The organism is Pseudomonas sp. F-14 TE3623 (assembly GCF_053629015.1).
Map to the genome: position 1 here is coordinate 6579303 of NZ_JBRJHM010000001.1, position 20621 is coordinate 6599923.

Annotated in this window: 14 protein-coding genes; 10 read left to right on the plus strand and 4 right to left on the minus strand. The window is 58.9% G+C overall.

Annotation, left to right across the window (positions count from 1 at the left end; translation table 11 throughout):
- Window positions 1–153: 153 nt before the first annotated feature.
- Window positions 154–1983 (plus strand): hypothetical protein, encoded by a 1830-nt coding sequence (locus AB7M29_RS30440; RefSeq protein ID WP_454248630.1) that lies wholly within the window; start codon window positions 154–156, stop codon window positions 1981–1983.
- Window positions 1984–1988: 5 nt separating this feature from the next.
- On the opposite strand, the gene AB7M29_RS30445 is transcribed toward AB7M29_RS30440, so the two are convergent.
- Together AB7M29_RS30445 and AB7M29_RS30450 are read right to left on the minus strand one after the other, a co-directional pair.
- Window positions 1989–2330 (minus strand): PA4575 family protein, encoded by a 342-nt coding sequence (locus tag AB7M29_RS30445; RefSeq protein ID WP_007901845.1) that lies wholly within the window; start codon window positions 2328–2330, stop codon window positions 1989–1991.
- Between the two features lie 306 nt (window positions 2331–2636).
- Complete coding sequence (locus AB7M29_RS30450; protein ID WP_217858643.1) at window positions 2637–5075, minus strand: Lon protease family protein; 2439 nt, start codon at window positions 5073–5075, stop codon at window positions 2637–2639.
- 277 nt (window positions 5076–5352) lie between these two features.
- Here AB7M29_RS30450 and AB7M29_RS30455 point away from each other — a divergent pair, with 277 nt between their 5' ends.
- The 4 genes from AB7M29_RS30455 to AB7M29_RS30470 all read left to right on the plus strand — a co-directional run bounded on the left by AB7M29_RS30455 (window position 5353) and on the right by AB7M29_RS30470 (window position 8926).
- A complete protein-coding gene (locus tag AB7M29_RS30455) occupies window positions 5353–5841 on the plus strand; it encodes a DUF3015 domain-containing protein (RefSeq protein WP_007901840.1) in 489 nt (162 codons plus the stop codon).
- 105 nt (window positions 5842–5946) lie between these two features.
- On the plus strand, window positions 5947–7800 hold the full coding sequence (locus AB7M29_RS30460; RefSeq protein WP_454248631.1) for an Lnb N-terminal periplasmic domain-containing protein: 1854 nt from the start codon (window positions 5947–5949) through the stop codon (window positions 7798–7800).
- A gap of 204 nt (window positions 7801–8004) precedes the next feature.
- Window positions 8005–8361 carry a hypothetical protein gene (locus AB7M29_RS30465; RefSeq protein ID WP_217858938.1) on the plus strand — a complete coding sequence of 119 codons (357 nt, stop codon included), beginning with the start codon at window positions 8005–8007 and terminating at the stop codon, window positions 8359–8361.
- A 70-nt stretch (window positions 8362–8431) separates the two neighbouring features.
- Window positions 8432–8926: a GreA/GreB family elongation factor gene (locus AB7M29_RS30470; protein WP_454248632.1), complete on the plus strand. Its 495-nt coding sequence runs from the start codon at window positions 8432–8434 to the stop codon at window positions 8924–8926.
- Between the two features lie 185 nt (window positions 8927–9111).
- Here AB7M29_RS30470 and ettA read toward each other — a convergent pair whose 3' ends face one another.
- On the minus strand, window positions 9112–10776 hold the full coding sequence (gene ettA, locus AB7M29_RS30475) for an energy-dependent translational throttle protein EttA (RefSeq protein ID WP_123721386.1): 1665 nt from the start codon (window positions 10774–10776) through the stop codon (window positions 9112–9114).
- Window positions 10777–11062: 286 nt separating this feature from the next.
- Here ettA and AB7M29_RS30480 point away from each other — a divergent pair, with 286 nt between their 5' ends.
- The 5 genes from AB7M29_RS30480 to AB7M29_RS30500 all read left to right on the plus strand — a co-directional run bounded on the left by AB7M29_RS30480 (window position 11063) and on the right by AB7M29_RS30500 (window position 19479).
- The gene (locus AB7M29_RS30480; protein WP_454248633.1) at window positions 11063–14911 is read left to right on the plus strand and encodes a bifunctional diguanylate cyclase/phosphodiesterase; all 3849 of its coding nucleotides are present in this window, start codon (window positions 11063–11065) and stop codon (window positions 14909–14911) included.
- Between the two features lie 222 nt (window positions 14912–15133).
- Window positions 15134–16387, plus strand: coding sequence for a serine hydroxymethyltransferase (glyA, locus tag AB7M29_RS30485; protein WP_217858942.1), 1254 nt, complete (start codon window positions 15134–15136; stop codon window positions 16385–16387).
- A gap of 272 nt (window positions 16388–16659) precedes the next feature.
- Window positions 16660–17973 carry a C4-dicarboxylate transporter DctA gene (locus AB7M29_RS30490; protein ID WP_454248634.1) on the plus strand — a complete coding sequence of 438 codons (1314 nt, stop codon included), beginning with the start codon at window positions 16660–16662 and terminating at the stop codon, window positions 17971–17973.
- Between the two features lie 67 nt (window positions 17974–18040).
- Window positions 18041–18745: a FadR/GntR family transcriptional regulator gene (locus tag AB7M29_RS30495; protein WP_048396477.1), complete on the plus strand. Its 705-nt coding sequence runs from the start codon at window positions 18041–18043 to the stop codon at window positions 18743–18745.
- A gap of 26 nt (window positions 18746–18771) precedes the next feature.
- The gene (locus tag AB7M29_RS30500; protein ID WP_217858944.1) at window positions 18772–19479 is read left to right on the plus strand and encodes a GntR family transcriptional regulator; all 708 of its coding nucleotides are present in this window, start codon (window positions 18772–18774) and stop codon (window positions 19477–19479) included.
- Between the two features lie 130 nt (window positions 19480–19609).
- Here the strand turns inward: AB7M29_RS30500 and yjiA are convergent, their stop codons facing one another.
- Window positions 19610–20581 carry a GTPase gene (gene yjiA, locus AB7M29_RS30505; protein WP_217858945.1) on the minus strand — a complete coding sequence of 324 codons (972 nt, stop codon included), beginning with the start codon at window positions 20579–20581 and terminating at the stop codon, window positions 19610–19612.
- Between the last annotated feature and the right edge of the window lie 40 nt (window positions 20582–20621).

Below are 20621 nucleotides of genomic sequence, written 5' to 3' on the forward strand. Positions count from 1 at the left end.
CACACAAGGGGCTGGAAATGGCGGCGAGTATAACAGCCACCTGTTACACCCAGAAACCGCCGGAAAATCCGCAACCTGCGTGTGTGTGACAAAGTTTTTCTGCTAGTGTCCAGATCATTGAACGGTCAGCAACGTCGGACAGGAAAACTGGAAATGGATGTGCGATTGCCTTTAACGAGTGCCGGACTTTGCCTCACGTTGTTGCTGGGTGGTTGTTCACCCAGCGATGAGAAACGTCAGGTCAGCCTCGAAGAAAAGATCGCACAGTTCGAACAGTCCCTGGAGACGATCGAGGATCCAAAACTCAAGGATGCCGTGGCTGAGCTAGGCGGTTCGCTGTTATTACTCGAGCGCGCGCAACTGAAGCTCGACACCAAACCAGTAGTCACCGAATACGGCGAAGACGCTCTCGCCGTGCTCAAGCACTACCCCACGCCCCAGGCGCTGGTCGACACCTACATCAACGGCCTGTTCGTGCTGCACAAGGAGTCCAGCTCGGATTACCTGACCGACCTGCAGCCGGTATTCCCCTTCAACTTCAACATTCCTGGCGCGTTCCTTTTTCCTCATGGCCTGGAATGGCAATCGGTGACCCTGAGTAACAAGCGCGTCATCCCGTTCCAGCCGGAATGGTCGGAAACCGATCCCGGCATTCAGCTGAGCCCGTCGAGCTCCAACCTGACCAACCCCGATGATTTGACGGTGACCTACCCCTTCATCGAAGGCCTGGATGTGGATAAGAAGAGCCAGCCACAACCGGTGAGCCTGCAAGGCAAGGTGGAAGTCATCGCCCCACGCAGGCTCTACAGCTTCGACCTGACGAAAAAGGACGTCGGCCAGACTCGCACTAACGACAATCTCAGTGTCACCTTATTGAAATTGGACAATAACTACGCCGAAATCGAATTCAATAACAGCGCACCGCTGGCCCCCGAGATACGTGACATATCACTCAACCCATTGATCGTTCAGGCCAGGGACGCCACCGGGCAATTCATCTCTCGCTCAGGGGCGATCAACGAAACCGCCGCGCAAATTGCGTTTTATCAAAAACAACTGACACAGATGCAACAGCAGAAGGCCTGGAGCGAAGCGTTCGAAAAACAGCTTGATGACGAGCAGCGCGCGTTCGAAAAGCAACAAACCCGGCATTACACCAAGGTCTACTTCAACGGGCCGATCGACACCGTCGAAGTCAGCCTGCTGGACTTCTCGGCGGTCACGGTGACCCACAAGGACCTGAACCTGCCGATACTCCGCTTCGACCCGCACACCACGGAAAAAACCATCCAGCCACTGACCTTGCCGGTGGTGGTGTATGACGACCAGGCCGCGACCTGGCTCAAAGGCGCAACGCTGGGCGAGGAACAACTGAAAAAAAGCATCAGCATCAGTCAGTCGGTGGATGACCCGAGTGCCGCGCGCATCGAATTCGATCACCCCAGAAGCTTCAATGACGAACTGCTCGGCACCTCTTTCAATCCCGGCGAAAGCCCGGTGACGTTCTTCACCCAAGATCGCAATGGTCAGCGCGACGGGCCGATAGAGCTGCCGCCGGAGGCGTATCAGGTCGATCCGATACGCGGCGCCATCACCTATGATCTGAACCTGTTTCCGGAAACACCGGCCTACGCCGTGGGCTCTATGCCGCAGTTCCTGGCGACTGTCGACCAGCAATCGTACGACGCCCGCCAATTGCCCAAAGGCCTTGAGCTCAAAGGGAATGCGTTGGTGGTGGATTTGAAGCTGTTTCCAGCCCAGGACTGGCGTTTTTTCGCCAAGGACGACAGTGGCAACTATTTGAAAGAGATTCTTTCGGTCAGTCACGACGCCAGCGCGCAAGGCCCGGCGTTATTTGCAGTGCATTACCTCTATGGCCAGCCCACACGTCTGGAAACTTATCAGCGAACCAACCTCACCACTGTGCAATATGGGTTTGAGGTCAAACTCGACAAGGCTGAGTCAGGCAACCTTGATCAATAGTCTGTTCAGTGCTCGGGACGAAACTCGGGACCGCTAAGGTTGCGATAACGACCGCCATTGATCTCTCGCAATTGGGCTTGCAGATGCAGACACCAGATTTGCGGGTCGTCGGCCAGTTCGTAACCATGCAAAGTCAGACTTTCAACAATAGTGTCGAGGATCGATTCAGCCACGACAGGTCCACGGAACGGGCCTTGGGCTTTGATAGCAGAAGGCTGCTCGCCGGCCATTCCGGCGGCGAAGAGTAAGGTCCACATGCCCGTATCTCCCGCCAGCGGGCGGATAGCACATTCGATACGGGTCACAAGACCCAGGCATTGACGGGTGAGGCAGAGGTTGCGCGACATGGCGGCGACCCTCGGTAGATCCGGTCTTCAGCCTCCACGGGAAGGCTGTCTCGATCCAGTGATTACTGTCGATATCCTTGAGCAGATAATAGAAGAAAAGTCTGGCTCGCACGCGAACCAAGACCAGAAGGTGCCGAGTGGTCACTGTGTGAATATTGACGCCATTTTGACGGCGCTTTTTTATTTTGCATTGAACACAAAACCCTGTGGGAGCGGGCTTGCTCGCGAAGGCGGCATAACAGTCGACATTGATGTTGAATGTTAGTCAGTCTTCGCGAGCAAGCCCGCTCCCACATGAGGGGTGCGTCAGGCCGGTTTGATTTCCAGCATTGCTTCCTGCGCCAACTCCTTTTCGGCTTCCTTGAGGTCTTCCTCGCTGATCATTTCCGCGATCACCCGCAAGCGTTCCACTACCCGCGCATTGATGCTGCCTTCAGGGAATTCGCCATTCTCATTCGGCGCACCGGCCGGCTCGCCGACCAACAGGCTCAGGGCCTCGTCGGCCTGGCGCACTGCGTAGACATGGAACTGCCCCGCCCGCACCGCCGCCAGTACCTTCTCGTCGAGCATTAGCGTGGCGACGTTGGCCTGAGGAATGATCGCCCCTTGCTCCCCCGTCAGACCACGGGCTTCGCAGAGTCGGAAGAAACCTTCGATCTTCTCGTTGACCCCACCCACCGCCTGCACTTCACCGAACTGATTGATCGAACCGGTAATCGCAAAGCACTGCTTGAGCGGGGTTTTCGACAAGGCCGAGATCAGCGTGCACGCCTCACCCAGAGACGCGCTGTCACCGTCGACATAACCGTAGGACTGCTCCAGGGCGATGCTCGCGGAAATCGCCAACGGGAATTCCTGTGCATAACGGCTGCCCAGATACCCGGTGAGGATCATCACGCCTTTGGAGTGGATCGGCTGGCCGAGGTTGACCTCGCGCTCGATGTCGACGATGCCGCTGCCGCCCGGATAAACCGTAGCGGAAATCCGCGCCGGCACGCCGAAAGCCGAATCGCCGACTTCCAATACTGTCAGCCCGTTGCACTTGCCGACAGCTGCGCCATCGGTGTCGATCAGAATGATTCCGGCCAGCATGTCATCGAGAATCCGCGCCGAAACGCGCCCGGTACGGGTCGCCTTGGCTTTGAGCGCACGCTCGATGTGCCCGGCGTCGGTCATCTCGTCACCCGCCAGATCGCGAATGAAATCCGCCTCGCTGACCAGTTGGAACAGATCGCCGATCCGCGCCGACAAACGTCCCTGATGTTCAGCCAGACGCGCGCTGTAAGTTGCCAGACGCGCCACCGCATCGGCGGTCAGCGGCGCCATGCCTTCCTCGGATGTACGGGTTTTGAGCAACTGGGCGAACTGCTCCAGGCTCTCGTCGACCATCGGGATGTCTTCGTCGAAATCCACCAGGACACGGAACATCTCCTGGAAGTCTGGATCGAGGTCTTGCAACGTGTAGTAGAGCTGCCGGGCACCGATGATGACGACTTTGACCTGCAACGGAATGTGTTGCGGTGTCAGCGTCACAGTGGCCAGACGGCCCAACTCACCCAGCGGCGATTCCATTTTCAGCTTGCGCGATTGCAAGGCGCGCTTGAGCGCATCCCACACGAACGGCTCACTGAGCATTTTTTCCGCTTCGAGGATCAGGAAACCGCCGTTGGCCCGGTGCAACGCACCCGGTCGCAGCTGTCGATAGGTGGTGTAGAGCGCGCCCTGATCGGTGCTGTATTCGATGCGGCCGAACAGGTTGTCGTAGGTCGGGTGCGGCTCGAACACCACGGGCGCGCCGCCGTTGGCCGGATGACCGACCACCAGACTCGGGGCGTATTGCTCTTCGAGCATTTTACGGGCGATGGCGTCGGTCTTGCCGTCGTCCACCAGTTGCTCGACCACCGTCTTGAGCAGGTACACCTGCATCGCTTGCAGGTAACCGCAAACGCCTGCGTTTTCCGCGTACTTTTCCGACAGCGGAGCGAGCAATGGCTGCAAGGCCAGGGTGATGGTTTCTTCGTTGAGCTGACGCAGTTGATTGCTCGACTCGCGCTTCCATTGCGGCAGGCTGGCGAGTTCTTCGTTCAGCCGCTCTTCCAGCCCGGAAATGTCGTCATGAAAGCGTTCGCGCTCGGCTTCCGGCAACTGGGCGAACTCAGCCTCATCCAGTGCCTTGCCTTCGCTCATCGGCGTGAAAGCGATGTTGCTGCTGTCGCGGTAGAGCGCGACCTCTTTCTCCAGCGCCAGACGCTCGATCACATCCAGTGCACGGTCATAACGCTGGTTGAAAGCGCGGTCGATGGCGCTTTTCTTCTGCTGATAGGACGGGTGCTCGAACACGGCCGGAAAGGTTGCCAGCAGGTTGTCGATCAAACCATTGATGTCACCGATGAAAGCACCGGCGGTGCCCGACGGCAACTCCAACGCACGAGGCTCGCGCGGTTCATCGAAATTATTGACGTAGACCCAGTCCGCCGGGGTTTGCAGGCGTTTGCCTTCGGCCTTGAGGTAGCGTTTGACGAACGAAAACCGGCCAGTGCCAGGCTCACCCATGACAAATACGTTGTAACCGGGGCGTGGCATGGCCACACCGAACTGCAAGGCTTCGACCGCGCGTTCCTGGCCAAGCACACCGCGGAAGGGCTCCAGATCATTGGTGGTAGAGAAGCTGAACTGTTCAGCGGAAAACGGACGGGTCAGCGCTTCAGGCGCTAGACGCAAGCTGGCAGCAACAGGATCAGGCATCGGGCTTCCTTACATCAGGCGGGGCAGATAGCGGCATTCTGGCGCTGCCCGTACCTCACTGGCAAGGCGCGCCTCAAGCCAAAGCTCAGACAAACCCTCCGCCTGGGGCCGAGCCGCTCAAAATCAGGGTTTTTCAACGAATGTTTCGCAAAAAGTAACGGAACCCCCGGAACGTGCCTAAACTCCAAACTGCGCGGCTGGAACGAATAACCGGCCCACTGGCACCATTAGGGGCCAGCACCCTGTCCATTGGTATGCACACAAAGAGAACATAGCTATGAAACGGATTCTTCTCGGTACTCTCTTCACCGCTGTATCCATCAACGCCATGGCACAGGCGCCAGGCGGTCCGGACTGCGGTTGGGGCAACATGCTGTTCGAAGGTCAGCGTGGCACCCCGGCACACTTCCTGGCATCCACCACCAACGGCACTTCCGGTAACGCAACATTCGGTATGACCTCCGGCACCAACGGTTGCTCGACCAATGCGTCGCTGACCTATGGCGGCAAATCCTGGATCGCCATGAATGGCATGATGAATGAGCTGTCCGAAGACATGGCGAAAGGTCAGGGCGAAGCGCTGACCACTTACGCCGTGGTACTGGGCGTGGCGCCGGAAGACCGTGCGCACTTCGCCGCTGTGACTCATCAGCACTTCCAGCAGATCTTCAGCAAAGCTGACGTGACCGCTGATGACGTGCATACCAACACCCTGGCCGTGCTGAAAAGCGACCCTCGTCTGGCCAAGTACGCTACTCAAGCTTAAGCTCGACCGGCCCGCTCTCTTTGGGGAGCGGGTTTTATTTTTTGAACCTGGCCCTTTTGGCCTGCCCCTTTGGGTCTTTGTTTCTTTCGGCTTAAGTTGCTCACTATGTTCAAACGCCTTGCCTGGCTGGCGCTCTGTGTCTGCGCCCCGCTGTCCGCCGCGCCACATATCGACAATCAACGTTTGCAGCAACTGGCCAACGACCCCTTCTGGATTTCCCTGGGGCATTACGAAACCGCCAAGCTCGGTGGCTGGCGCAGCTATGTCAGCGACAAGAAATTCTTTCTCGCCCCCGATGGCAACGAACACCCCGACCGCGAACTGGCGGCGACCGTGCAGGCACTGTATGCCCCGGCCAGTGCCGGCGAGCAGCATGCACAATGCGTCTATCCGGCCCGCACCCGCTGGCTCAAGGCGCAACTTGAGCTGAGCGATCTGCCGACACCGGACTGTGCCGAGTTCAAGCAATGGTTCAAGGATGTTTCACCCCACAGCGCGGTGATGATTTTCCCGGCGGCTTACCTGAACAGCCCATCGTCGATGTTTGGCCACACATTGCTGCGTATCGATCAGGCCAATGTGCAGAGCGACAAGACGTCGCTGCTCAGTTACGCGATCAACTTCGGCGCCTACATCGAAGGTTCGGACAACAGCATTCTGTACGCCTGGAAAGGCTTGATGGGCGGCTATCCAGGGTTGTTCGCACTGGTGCCGTATCAGGAAAAACTCTCGGAATACCGCAGCCTCGAGAACCGCGACCTGTGGGAATACCGCCTGAACCTGACCCAGCAGGAAACTGAACGCATGGTCGAACACGTCTGGGAACTCAAGCAGATCCAGTTCGACTACTTCTTCTTCGACGAAAACTGCTCCTACCGCCTGCTTGAACTGCTGCAAGTGGCGCGGCCGAACCTGCAGCTGACCGAGCAATTCCCGTTGACCGCTATCCCTACCGACACGGTCAAAGCGGTGAAAGAAGCCGGGTTGGTGGAGTCGATCGAGTATCGCCCGTCCCGTGAGCGTGAACTGCTCAGCCGTGCCGAGCCATTAACCTCCGAAGAGCAGGAGTGGGTGCTGAAAGTCAGCGCCGATCAGAAGCAATTGCAGACCCCGGCGTTCAAGGCTCTACCTCGCGACCGTCAGGCGTTGATCATCGATGGGGCTTATCGTCTGGAGCGTTATCGCGCCAATGGTCAGGAGCGTGACCCGCAACGGGCTCAACGCAGTTTCGAATTGCTACGCGCAATCAATCAAAACCCGCCCCCGGAGCTGGAAATTCCACAACCCGGCTTGCCCGAGGACGGTCACGAATCGCGCACCTGGCAGGCTGGCATCGGCACCCGGGGCGATCGCGCCTTCGGCGATTATGGCCTGCGCATGGCCTATCACGACCTCAATGACAACATGGAAAGCTTCCCCCTCGGCGCGCAGATCGAAATTCTGCAGATAAAGCTGCGCCAATACGAAGGCAATGACTGGCAGTTACAGCAACTGGACCTGGCGACCATCCGCTCGCTGACGCCTCGCAATGAGTTGTTGCAGCCGCTGTCATGGCAAGTCACCGGCGGCCTGGAGCGCGTACCGGGCAAGCATGATGACGAAACCCTGGTCAGCCATGTCAACGGCGGTGGCGGCGGGACCTGGCAACTGGGTGAGGACATGCTCGGTTTCGCCTTGGGCACCGTGCGTGTGGAGCATAACAACGACTTCGCGGCCTTCGTCGCCCCGGCGGCGGGCTTCAACAGCGGCCTGCTGTGGAAAAACCCGCTGGGCAATTTCAGCCTGGAAGCCAAGGGTGATTACTTCACCAACGGCGAAGTGCGCCGCAGCGTGAGCCTGAATCAGCAGTGGGAACTGTCGCGCAATCTGGGTGTGCGCCTGAGTGCTCAACGGGAATTCAGCCACCTGGCTTCGCCCGAAAACGAAGTGATGCTTGAGGTGAAGTGGTATCACTATTGATCTGCCCTCTGTGGGAGCGAGCCTGCTCGCGATAAGGCCATCACATTCAACATCCATGCTGCCTGTTCCACAGCCATCGCGAGCAGGCTCGCTCCCACAAGGGATTTGCGCTACCCCACAGATTAATCACACGCCTTTCACATACACCCGACAAATCCGCTTCTAGACTTCCCTTATAGGCCGTTGAACGGTCCGGAGTCCGAGATGTGGCGTTGCTTGGGTGTGTTGGGGTTGTTGGTAGTGATCACGGGGTGCCAGTCGACCCACGAGGATCTGATCGCCAAGGGCTATCCGCCGGCGTTCGCTGATGGCTTCGATGACGGTTGCATCAGTGGCCGGCAAGCCGCCGGGGCGATCACCGGCGAGTTTCGCAAGAATGTCCCGCGTTACCTCAAGGACAAGCAATACGCCGAAGGCTGGACCGATGGCTTCCGTCAGTGCCAGGCCATGCGTGAAAACGAGGATCGTAACGAGTACAAGGACCGCCATTGGGACGAGCGCGAACGGGCCTGGCAACAAGAGAAAGACAGGGACGCCGCGCGAGCCTATCGCTCGCAATAAGTCGTTTACAGACATTCGTCGAAACTTAAAGCCTGCGACCATGGCCCAAACCCTATAACGGGAGACCAGCATGAGTCGCGCCTTCGTCAATGAAGATAACGCCGCCGCGCAAGCCGATCAGCCAGTCGAACGGCAGGTCAGCGCGCAGCCCAATTACGTCACGCCAGTGGGCCTGGCGCAGCTTCAGGCGAAAGTCGCCGAACTGCAAAAACTGCTTGATGAGGAAAGCGCCAAAGGCGAACTGGCCGATAAGCAGCGCCAGGCCGACCTCGATCGCGACTGGCGCTACTTCAAGCAGCGCTTGCAAAGCGCCCAAGTGGTCGCACAGGCCTCCTCGGCCGATAAAGTGCAGATCGGCAACTGGGTGACCTTTGCCGACGAACACGATCATCAGCAGCGTGTGCAATTGGTCGGAGAAGACCAGGCGGATGCCGCCCATGGCTTGATCAATTGGAGCTCGCCGCTGGGGCGGGCGTTGCTCGGGGCGCAGGTGGGCGATGAAGTGTTATGGAAGCGACCGGCGGGGGATTTGGTGATTGAGGTTATGGCCATAGAGATCGGGTGAATTCGATGACGCCTTCGCGAGCAAGCCCGCTCCCACAGGGTATCTCGAGCGCTCTCAAAATCCGAGCCTGAAACAGATCCCTGTGGGAGCGGGCTTGCTCGCGAAGGCCGCACTGCGGTCTTACCGAATGCACATAAAAAACGGAGCCTTGAGAGGCTCCGTTTTTTTATCCAGCCAACCTGAAATCAGGCCAGTTTCTTGTGCCGTACGCGGTGTGGCTGGGAAGCCGCTTCGCCGAGGCGTTTCTTGCGATCGGCTTCGTACTCGGTGTAGTTGCCTTCGAAGAACACCGCTTGCGAGTCGTCTTCATACGCCAGGATGTGAGTCGCGACGCGGTCAAGGAACCACCGATCGTGAGAGATCACAATGGCGGCGCCCGGGAAGTCCAGCAAGGCTTCTTCCAGGGAACGCAGGGTTTCAACGTCGAGGTCGTTGGACGGTTCGTCGAGCAGCAAGACGTTGCCGCCCTCTTTCAGGGTCAGGGCCAGGTGCAAGCGACCACGCTCACCACCGGACAGGTCCTTGACGAACTTCTGCTGATCGCCGCCCTTGAAGTTGAAGCGACCCACGTAGGTGCGCGACGGGATCTCGTAGTTGCCGATGCGAATCTGATCGGAACCGTCGGAGATTTGCTGGAACACGGTCTTGCTGCCATCCAGGTCTTCACGGCTCTGATCGACGCACGCCAGTTGCACGGTTTCGCCGACTTCGATGGAGCCCGAATCCGGTGTTTCCTTGCCCATCAGCATGCGGAACAGGGTCGATTTACCGGCACCGTTACCGCCGATCACGCCAACGATGGCGCCTTTAGGCATGGAGAACGACAGGTTGTCGATCAGCACGCGATCGCCGTAGCCCTTGCTGACGTTCTTGAACTCGATGACTTTGTCGCCCAGGCGCGGACCGGCCGGGATGTAGATCTCGTTGGTTTCGCTGCGCTTCTGGAATTCCTGCGATTGCATTTCTTCGAAGCGTTGCAGACGAGCCTTGGATTTTGACTGGCGGGCCTTGGCGCCTTTGCGCACCCACTCCAGCTCTTCCTTCATGGCCTTTTCGTGAGCCGACTGCTGCTTGGATTCGGCCGCCAGACGATCGGACTTGGCTTCGAGCCAACCCGAATAGTTGCCCTCGTACGGGATACCGGCGCCGCGGTCGAGTTCGAGGATCCAGCCGGCGACGTTGTCCAGGAAGTAACGGTCGTGCGTGATCGCAACCACGGTGCCCGGGAAATCGTGCAGGAAGTGCTCCAGCCAGGCGACGGAATCGGCGTCCAGGTGGTTGGTCGGTTCGTCGAGCAGCAGCATGTCTGGTGCGGACAGCAGCAGGCGGCACAGGGCCACACGACGCTTTTCACCACCGGACAGGAATTCGACCTTGGCATCCCACGCTGGCAAACGCAGCGCATCGGCGGCGACTTCCAGTTGGCGATCCAGGTTGTGACCGTCGCTGGCTTGCAGGATGGATTCAAGCTTGGCCTGTTCTGCCGCCAGCTTGTCGAAGTCTGCATCCGGTTCAGCGTAGGCCGCATAAACCTCGTCCAGGCGCGCCTGAGCGTCCTTGATTACGCTGACTGCTTCCTCGACCACTTCACGAACGGTCTTGGTCGGGTCCAGGATCGGTTCTTGTGGCAGGTAGCCAATGTTCAGGTCCGGCATCGGACGGGCTTCACCGTCGAACTCGGTATCGACGCCCGCCATGATTTTCAGCAGCGTGGATTTACCCGAACCGTTGAGACCGAGTACGCCGATCTTGGCGCCTGGGAAGAACGACAGCGAAATGTTTTTCAGGATTTCCCGCTTCGGCGGAACAACTTTGCCCAGCCGATGCATGGTGAAGACGTATTGAGCCATGGAGAACCTTGGGTCAGTGACTGATGAATGATTGGAGCGCAGGCGATGCCCGGCCAGGCCATGCGCGTCGTTCGTTTGATGGGTATCAAGCCGTGCGCGCTGAAAAAAACCTGATTCTAGGAGCTGGAACGCTCCCGCGTAACCGGCAAAGCTACCTTATTGATAGAAGGCAGTCCAGCCGAGTGGGACTGGCACTTAGCCACAACTCAAGGCATGCTAGCCGCCCTTCGGGCGTCCGGCTTATAGTGCACGTCGCGCCAGTCCAGCCAAACCGCAGGATTACAGTTTGTCTAATGTCTCTCCGCCATCGTCCGTGAGCGCACTCAATCCTGCGACCGGCTCGCCCCTGCGCGGAACCTTGAAGGGCGCGCTGGCGACCCTCGTGCTGTTGCTGCTCGCACTGCTGTTCTGGCAACTGCTGGATCAGCTTCGCGAAACCCAGAAAAACCAGCGCCAGTACACCATCGACTACTCCGCTGATCTGGCTGCGCAAGTCAGCCTCAACATGGCGCTCAATGCCCAGATCGCGCTTAATCTGCTACCGATCATCGAACAACCACAAAGTCCCGACGAACAGCAGGCGTTGCTGCGCAAACTGCAGCAATCACTGCCCGACCTGCGCAGCCTGGCGCTGCTCAGTCCCTCCGGAAAAATCCTCAGCGACAGTGCCGCCGACAGCCCAGACGCCCATTACCTGAGCGAACTGGTCCAGCGCAGCCGCGCCCAGGCCCACTATTTCAGCAATGCCGACGACGGTTCGGTGGTGCACCTGCTCCTGCATCAGGCCAGCGGCAGCAGCCGCGGCTATTGGGTCCTGCGCCTGACGCCAACGTTTTTCTCCTCACTGACCAAACAGGGCGACGTTGGCATCCGCCCCCAGTGGCTGGTGGAGAACCGCATCAATCATCAGATCATCAGTCGCGATGACGCCCAGCCCTCGGCCAAACCGGCCGTGCTGACCGCCGACGAACTGGCCAACAGCGTGCTGACAATCCCCTTGAGTAGCAGCGATTGGCAACTGCGCGGGCTGTTCGACCGGCAACGGGTGATCGAACAACTGCTGCCGGCGTTCATCGGCAAATGCTTGCTGGGTCTGGCCCTCTCCTTGTTGCCGTTCATCGCTCTGCTGAACATTCGTCGCCGTCAACGTCAACTGCATGAGGGTCGCCGACGCTATCAGGACATTTTCGAAGGCACCGGCGTTGCGTTGTGCGTGCTCGACCTGTCCGGGCTCAAAAGTATCTTCGACAGGGCCCAACTCAACAGCAGCGAGCAGTTGAAGGCCTGGCTCGAGACACCGGAGCAACGCCAGCAACTGCTGCAGGAACTGCGCATCACCGAGGTCAACCAGGTCGCCCTGCAACTGCTCAATGTCAATTCCTGCGATCAAGCCTGGAAACTGCTGATCGACGGCTGCCCATTGGACTGCACGGCCATCGGCAATCAAGTGCTCGAAGCGGTGCTCCACCAGCAGAAACAGCTTGAGCTGGAAATCAAGCTCCAGGATGCCAATGGCCGTGATCAGCACCTGTGGCTGGTGCTGCGTCTGCCGGAAGATCAGGCCGACTACAAAGCGGTGATCCTGAGCATCAGCGATATCACCAGTCGCAAGCTCATCGAGCTGTCGCTGCTGGAGCGTGAAGGGTTCTGGTCCGACGTGGTGCGCACCGTGCCGGATCATCTGTATGTGCAGGATGTGGTCAGCCAGCGGATGATCTTCAGCAACCATCACCTGGGGCAAACACTGGGTTACAACCGCACCGAACTGCACCAGATGGGCGAGTATTTCTGGGAAATCCTGTTGCACCCCGAGGATGCCGACTACTACCACCGATCACGCCAGTCCCAACGTCACGCGGGTTACACCCAACTGATGCAATGCCAGCTGCGTTTCCGCCATCGTGATGGTAAATGGCGGCGTTTCGACATTCGCGAACAGGCCCTGGCGCGGGACAAACACGATCAGGTCACGCGCATCATCGGCGTGGCCAAGGACATCACCGAGCAGATCGAAGCCAGTGAGTCCCTGCGCGACAGCGAGCAGCGTTACCGGATGCTCGCCGAAAGCATCAGCGACGTGATTTTCTCCACCGACAGCAAGATGTCGCTCAACTACGTCAGCCCCTCGGTGCAAGCCGTGCTGGGTTTCGACGCCGACTGGATATTCCAGAACGGCTGGCAATCGACCATCGCCAACCCGCAACAACTGACCGGCATCTACAGCCTGATGGACCGGGTCAGCAAAGCGCTGGATAAACCCGAACAACTGGCACTGCTGCGCAATCAGGTGCAGACCCAGCTGTTTCTGTTCGACTGCCTGCGGGCCGACGGACGCAAGATTCCCATCGAGCTGCGTCTGGTACTGGTCTGGGACGAACACGGTGCCTTCGAAGGCGTGCTCGGGGTTGGCCGCGACATCAGCCAGCAACGTCGAGCCGAGAAAGACCTGCGCATGGCGGCTACGGTATTCGAGCACTCGACCTCGGCGATTCTGATCACTGACCCGGCGGGCTACATCGTCCAGGCCAACGAAGCTTTCAGTCGCGTCAGCGGCTATGCGGTGGCCCAGGTCCTCGACCAGTTGCCGAACATGCTCACTGTCGACGAGCAGCAGGAAGCCCATCTGCGCTATGTGCTCAAGCAATTGCATCAACACAGCACTTGGGAAGGCGAAGTCTGGCTCAAGCGACGCAATGGCGAGCATTACCCGGCCTGGGTCGGGATTACCGCGGTGCTCGACGATGAAGGCGATCTGGCCAGCTACGTGTGTTTCTTCAGCGACATCAGCGAGCGCAAGGCCAGTGAGCAACGGATTCACCGTCTCGCCTATTACGACGCCCTGACCCACCTGCCCAACCGCACGCTGTTCCAGGATCGCCTGCACACCGCGCTGCAATCGGCCGAACGGCAGAAGTCGTGGGTGGTGCTGATGTTCCTCGACCTCGACCGTTTCAAGCCGATCAACGACTCCCTGGGCCACGCCGCCGGCGACCGCATGCTCAAGGAAATGGCCACGCGCCTGCTCGGTTGCGTCGACAATGACGACACCGTGGCGCGCATGGGCGGCGATGAGTTCACGTTGCTGCTGCAACCGCGGGTCAATCGGGAGATCGCGCTGAACCGGGCGATTCACGTGGCCGAACAGATCCTCGCCAGCCTGGTGAAACCGTTCGTACTGGAAGGCCGCGAGTTCTTTGTCACTGCCAGTATCGGCATCGCCCTGAGCCCTCAGGACGGCAGCGAACTCAGTCAATTGATGAAGAACGCCGACACCGCGATGTACCACGCCAAGGAGCGCGGCAAGAACAACTTCCAGTTCTATCAGGCCGACATGAACGCCAGCGCCCTGGAGCGTCTGGAGCTGGAAAGCGACTTGCGCCATGCCCTGGAGCAAAACGAATTCGTCCTGTACTACCAGCCACAATTCAGCGGCGACGGCAAACGCCTGACCGGTGCCGAAGCCCTGCTGCGCTGGCGCCACCCGCGACGCGGTCTGGTGCCGCCGGGGGATTTCATTCCGGTGCTCGAAGAGCTCGGGCTGGTGGTGGATGTCGGCGACTGGGTGATCAGCGAAGCCTGCCGTCAACTCAAGACCTGGCATCAAGCCAAGGTGCGGGTGCCGAAGGTTTCGGTGAACATTTCGGCCCGGCAGTTCTCCGACGGGCAACTGGGCACGCGGATCGCCAACATCCTGAAGGAAACCGGCCTGCCACCGGCGTGCCTGGAGCTTGAACTGACTGAAAGTATCCTGATGCGCGAAGTCAGCGAGGCGATGCAGATTCTCGCCGGGTTGAAGAACCTCGGTCTGAGCATTGCGGTCGACGACTTCGGCACCGGTTATTCATCGCTCAACTACCTCAAGCAATTCCCGATCGATGTGCTGAAAATCGACCGCACTTTCGTCGATGGCCTGCCCTCGGGCGAACAGGATGCGCAAATTGCCCGGGCGATCATCGCCATGGCCCACAGCCTCAATCTGGCGGTGATCGCTGAAGGCGTGGAAACCCACGAGCAGCTCGACTTCCTGCGTGAGCATGGTTGTGATGAGGTTCAGGGGTATTTGTTTGGTCGGCCAATGCCGGCGAGTCGGTTTGAGGCGCAGTTCAGCAATGATGCTTTGTTCATGCTGGACTGAAGCTTTCGGGTGTAGCTGATGGCCTCTTCGCGAGCAAGCCCGCTCCCACATTTGGAATGCGTTCCCCTGTGGGAGCGGGCTTGCTCGCGAAGAGGCCCACTCAGACACCGCAAATCCCGCGCATGAACACCACTTGTCTGCGACATGATGTCCTTTCATATGCCATCTAAAACCCATTGAGTTAGAATGCCCCCTTTTCTGCCCCGATCCTTGAGGACCGCCATGTTCAGCCGTGATTTGACTATTGCCAAGTACGACGCCGACCTTTTTGCCGCCATGGAGCAAGAAGCTCAGCGCCAGGAAGAACACATCGAGCTGATCGCTTCGGAAAACTACACCAGCCCTGCGGTGATGGAAGCTCAAGGCTCGGTACTGACCAACAAGTACGCCGAAGGTTACCCGGGCAAGCGCTACTACGGTGGTTGCGAGTTCGTCGACGTGGTTGAGCAGCTTGCAATTGATCGAGCTAAAGAACTGTTCGGCGCCGATTACGCCAACGTTCAGCCACACGCCGGCTCCCAAGCCAACAGCGCCGTTTACCTGGCCCTGCTGCAAGCGGGCGACACCATCCTGGGCATGAGCCTGGCCCACGGCGGTCACTTGACCCACGGTGCCAGCGTTTCGTCCTCCGGCAAACTGTACAACGCTGTTCAGTACGGCATCGACGCCAACGGCCTGATCGACTACGACGAAGTCGAGCGTCTGGCGGTTGAGCACAAGCCAAAAATGATCGTGGCCGGTTTCTCTGCCTACTCGCAGATCCTCGACTTCCCGCGTTTCCGCGAAATCGCTGACAAAGTCGGTGCCTACCTGTTCGTCGACATGGCTCACGTGGCCGGTCTGGTCGCCGCTGGCGTCTACCCGAACCCGGTTCCATTCGCTGACGTCGTGACCACCACCACGCACAAGACCCTGCGCGGTCCACGTGGCGGCCTGATCCTGGCTCGCGCCAACGCCGACATTGAGAAGAAGCTGAACTCCGCGGTATTCCCGGGCGCCCAAGGTGGCCCGCTGGAGCACGTGATCGCTGCCAAGGCGATCTGCTTCAAAGAAGCGCTGCAGCCTGAGTTCAAGACCTACCAGCAACAAGTGGTGAAAAACGCCCAGGCCATGGCCGGCGTGTTCATCGAGCGCGGTTTCGACGTGGTGTCGGGCGGTACTCAGAACCACCTGTTCCTGCTGTCGCTGATCAAGCAGGAAATCTCCGGTAAAGACGCCGACGCCGCACTGGGCAAAGCGTTCATCACCGTGAACAAGAACTCGGTACCGAACGATCCACGCTCCCCGTTCGTCACCTCCGGTCTGCGTTTCGGTACGCCGGCAGTGACCACTCGTGGCTTCAAGGAAGCTGAGTGCAAAGAGCTGGCCGGCTGGATCTGCGACATCCTGGCGGACCTGAACAACGAAGCGGTGATCGACGCCGTTCGTGAGAAGGTCAAGGCCATCTGCAAGAAACTGCCGGTATACGGCGCTTGATCAAGCCCCGCTAAACCGCAGCAATGAAAAACCGGCCAGTGATGGCCGGTTTTTTTTCGTCCGCCATAAAGGCTGCGATCTTTTGATTCTCAAAGAAATCGGCTCAACCGGTCAGACCGGTCATGCCAATTTTTCTATTTCCACTTGTAATCCTGAAAAACCCCAGCGTAGACTGCGCCTGCACTGGACATACCGGTAAGACCACAATAATTAAGTCCTGAATCTGATGCGCCTCGCGCACGGCAGCCAGGACACCGACCAGGATTCCTCCCATGCTCAGATGGTGCTCGCGTTCAATCTTCCTCCAAGTGGTTCTCGGACTGGTGCTCGGCATCGTCTGTGGGCTGGCCCTTCCTGAATACTCCGCGCAACTCAACCCCCTCGGCGACGGTTTCATCAAACTGATCAAGATGCTCATTGGCTTGATCGTGTTCTGCGTAGTGGTCAGCGGCATCAGCGGTGCCGGCGACTTGAAGAAGGTCGGACGCATCGGCCTGAAATCGGTGATCTACTTCGAAATCCTGACCACCATCGCCTTGGTGATCGGCCTGGTGTTTGCCTTCACGACCGGCATCGGCAGCGGCGCGAACATTCATCTGGACCAGCTCTCCGCCGCCGATATCGGCGACATCGCGCAGCGCGGTCAGCACATGCAAACCACCACCCAGTTCCTGATGAACCTGATCCCGACTTCGGTGATCGGCGCCTTCGCGGAAAACAACATTCTGCAAGTCCTGCTGTTTTCGGTGCTGTTCGGCAGTGCGCTGAATCTGGTGGGCGAAGCGGCGTCGGGTATTTCCCGGTTGATCAATGAGCTGAGCCACGTGATCTTCCGCATCATGGGCATGATTGTGCGCCTGGCGCCAATCGGCGTGTTCGGCGCCATCGCTTTCACCACCAGTAAATATGGCCTGGATTCGCTGCAGCACTTGGGTAGCCTGGTTGGTCTTTTCTACATGACATGTGTGGCCTTCGTGACATTGATTCTCGGCCTGGTGATGCGCCTTTCTGGCCTGAAGATGTGGCCGTTGCTCAAGTACCTGCGCGAAGAACTGCTGATCGTCATGGGCACCGCGTCTTCCGACGCCGTGCTGCCACAAATCATGCGCAAGCTTGAGCATCTGGGCATCGGCAGCTCCACGGTCGGGCTGGTGATTCCGACCGGGTACTCGTTCAACCTTGATGGTTTTTCGATCTACCTGACCCTGGCCATCGTGTTCATCGCCAATGCCACCGGTACGCCACTGGCCATGACAGACCTGCTGACGATTCTGCTGGTGTCGCTGATCACCTCCAAAGGTGCCCACGGGATTCCCGGTTCGGCGCTGGTGATTCTCGCGGCGACACTGACGGCGATCCCGGCGATTCCGGTAGTCGGCCTGGTGCTCGTATTGGCAGTGGACTGGTTCATGGGCATCGGCCGGGCGCTGACCAACCTGATCGGCAACTGCGTCGCCACCGTGGCCATCGCCCGTTGGGAAAAAGACATCGATATCCAACGGGCAAACAAGGTGCTGTCCGGCCAGCAGGGTTATACCTTCCAGCCGAGAAAACCGGTTGCCCCGGCGCACCAGCAAGAGTTTTGAATAATCGCCGTGCCTGCCCGAGGGCAGGCACGGTCATCAATCGTTATGGATGCTCATGGAGCGAACCGTGATTACCTCGTCAACCGTTGTAAATTCAGTCGTAGAAAAACTTCGGGCCGCACTGGCCCGTGGCCAGTGGCGTTCCGGCGAAATGCTGCCGGGCCAGCGTGAACTGGCTGAACAACTGGGCATCAGCCGCCCGAGCCTGCGCGAAGCGGTCATCGTGCTGGAAACCCTCGGGCTGGTGCGTTCCATGCCGGGTAAAGGCGTGGTGGTGCTAGAGGCCAATCTCAGCGACAGCCAAAGCCACGACAGCGCGGTTGCCGGGGCCAGCCTGGAAGACGTGCTGCAACTGCGCTACACCCTCGAACCGTTCATCGTCGGCCTGGTGGCGCAGTCCATCAGCAGTAAGGAAGTCGGGCAACTGCGTCTGACCTTGATGGACATGCGCGAAGCCCTTGAGGCCAACGACAGCGAGGCTGGCGTGAATGCCTACATCGCATTCCACGAGGAACTGTTCGCCCTGACCTCGAACCCGATTTTCCAGAGCGTGGTGCAGCAGACCAGCAACGCCCTCAAGCAAAGCGCCGACGTGCTGCGCAATTCGCCGGAGCATCTGGCTGAACGCCTAGAAGAAAACGAAGCCGTGGTGCGTGCCATCCGCAGCAAGAACAGCGCCCAGGCCAGCGCCGAAATGCGTCGGCACATCCTTCGGGAAGGCCAGCGGATGGGCATCGAATTGAACATCCCGGACGACCATCTCGGCAGTTGACCCCCTCTTCGAACTGGAGACAGGCCATGAACAGCTTCGCCTCACCACAGATATTCACTGCCCTGCCCTTCTCCCGAACCAACACCGGGAAACCGCCAGCGGATGATCTCTATTCACGGATCTTCGACGCCATTCTCGAACAGCGCATCCATGCAGCCAGTCGTTTTACCGAAGACAGCCTGGCGCAGATGTTCAGCGCTCGACGCAGTGACATTCGTGGCGTACTGACGCAGTTGTCCCATCAGCAGATCATTATCCTTCGGACCAATCATCGTCCCCGAGTCACCGCGCCCGATGTCGAGCAGACTCGGCAGACGCTGCATGCCCGACGACTGACCGAAATCACGCTGGTTCGACTGGCCTGCCAGCAACCTCGCCCGCAGGACCTGAAACGCCTGCGCGCCTTGATCGACAGCGAACGCCAATGCACGGCGCGTGGTCCGGCCATTCGATTGTCAGGGGAGTTTCATCTGCAACTGGCCGAAATGGCGGGGAACGCACCGTTGGTGCATTTTCTCGGTAGTCTGGTGCCGCTGACTTCGCTGGCGATTGCGCAGTGTGATGCGCAGGTAGGCGGTGATTGCGCGTGGCAGAAGCACGCGGAGATTGTCGATGCAGTGGAGCGTGGGGATGTTACGGCGGCCGAGAGGTTGATGACCCGGCGTCTGGATCATCTTGAAGAAAGATTGCTGAACTCTGGACCATCGACCATTCGAAACTGTGCTGCCGGGTAGATCGCCTTCGCGAGCAAGCCCGCTTCCACATTTGATCCATGTTGCCCACTCTATCCGGGACGACACAAAGCCAATGTGGGAGCGGGCTTGCTCGCGAAAGCGGCCTCAAACACGCTGAAGATATCCGACCTTACCCGGCTGCAACCCGCGCAAACCCCTCACGAATCTTCTCTTCCGGCAAATCATCGGCAATGAACACGATCACGCTTTCCCGCACTTCATCATCGGCCCACTCGGTATCCCAGTCGAAACCGTACAACTTCAGCACGCCTTGAAACACCATGCGCCGCGGTTCGCCACGGATGTTCAAAACACCTTTGTAGCGCAGCAGTTGCTTGCCATGTTCTTCCAGTAGTTCGTTCATGAACTCACTGAGTTTGTCGATATCCAACGGCTTGTCGGTGCGCAATACCAGGCTGGAGATACGGTCGATGGACGGCGCCTTGCTCACTGGACGCAGACTCACGCCACCGCCGAGATCAGCATTGAGGTTGAAGCCGCGCACGTCGAGCAGTTCGGCCAGATCAATCTTGCCGTGATCAACCATGCGAATCGGCGCGCGACGGTTGATGCGGGTCAGGCGTTCGCTGAGGGCGGTGAAGGTCGGTTCGTCCACCAGATCCCGCTTGCTCACCAGTAGACGGTCGGCGAAACCGATCTGCGCCTGGGCGATGGTCTGAGTCAGGTGCAGGTCGGCGTGAGCCGCGTCCACCAGGGTGATGATGCCATCGAGGATGTAGCGCTCACGCAGTTCTTCGTCGATGAAGAAGGTTTGCGCCACCGGGGCCGGATCGGCCAGACCGGTGCACTCGATCACCAGACGATCGAAGGCGATTTCGCCGCTGTCCAGGCGTTCGAGCAGCAGGTACAGCGCCTTGGTCAAATCGGTGTGGATGGTGCAGCAGACGCAGCCGTTGGACAGCGTCATCACTTGCACCGGCTCGTCGCCCAACAATTGGGTGTCGATACCGGCGTCACTGAATTCGTTTTCGATCACGGCTATTTTCAGGCCGTGCTCGGCTTTGAGCAGGTAGCGTAGCAGCGTGGTTTTTCCCGCGCCGAGAAAGCCACTGAGGATTGTTACTGGAATGGGAGAGGACAAACGGGTTCTCCTGTTTTTCACAAAGTTAAGAAACAACACA

Excerpts from the sequence above, each read along its gene's own strand:
- AB7M29_RS30440 (WP_454248630.1), top strand. The coding sequence starts at position 154 with ATGGATGTGCGATTGCCTTTAACGAGTGCCGGACTTTGCCTCACGTTG.
- AB7M29_RS30445 (WP_007901845.1), bottom strand. The coding sequence starts at position 2,330 with ATGTCGCGCAACCTCTGCCTCACCCGTCAATGCCTGGGTCTTGTGACC.
- AB7M29_RS30450 (WP_217858643.1), bottom strand. The coding sequence starts at position 5,075 with ATGCCTGATCCTGTTGCTGCCAGCTTGCGTCTAGCGCCTGAAGCGCTG.
- AB7M29_RS30455 (WP_007901840.1), top strand. The coding sequence starts at position 5,353 with ATGAAACGGATTCTTCTCGGTACTCTCTTCACCGCTGTATCCATCAAC.
- AB7M29_RS30460 (WP_454248631.1), top strand. The coding sequence starts at position 5,947 with ATGTTCAAACGCCTTGCCTGGCTGGCGCTCTGTGTCTGCGCCCCGCTG.
- AB7M29_RS30465 (WP_217858938.1), top strand. The coding sequence starts at position 8,005 with ATGTGGCGTTGCTTGGGTGTGTTGGGGTTGTTGGTAGTGATCACGGGG.
- AB7M29_RS30470 (WP_454248632.1), top strand. The coding sequence starts at position 8,432 with ATGAGTCGCGCCTTCGTCAATGAAGATAACGCCGCCGCGCAAGCCGAT.
- ettA (WP_123721386.1), bottom strand. The coding sequence starts at position 10,776 with ATGGCTCAATACGTCTTCACCATGCATCGGCTGGGCAAAGTTGTTCCG.
- glyA (WP_217858942.1), top strand. The coding sequence starts at position 15,134 with ATGTTCAGCCGTGATTTGACTATTGCCAAGTACGACGCCGACCTTTTT.
- AB7M29_RS30490 (WP_454248634.1), top strand. The coding sequence starts at position 16,660 with ATGCTCAGATGGTGCTCGCGTTCAATCTTCCTCCAAGTGGTTCTCGGA.
- AB7M29_RS30500 (WP_217858944.1), top strand. The coding sequence starts at position 18,772 with ATGAACAGCTTCGCCTCACCACAGATATTCACTGCCCTGCCCTTCTCC.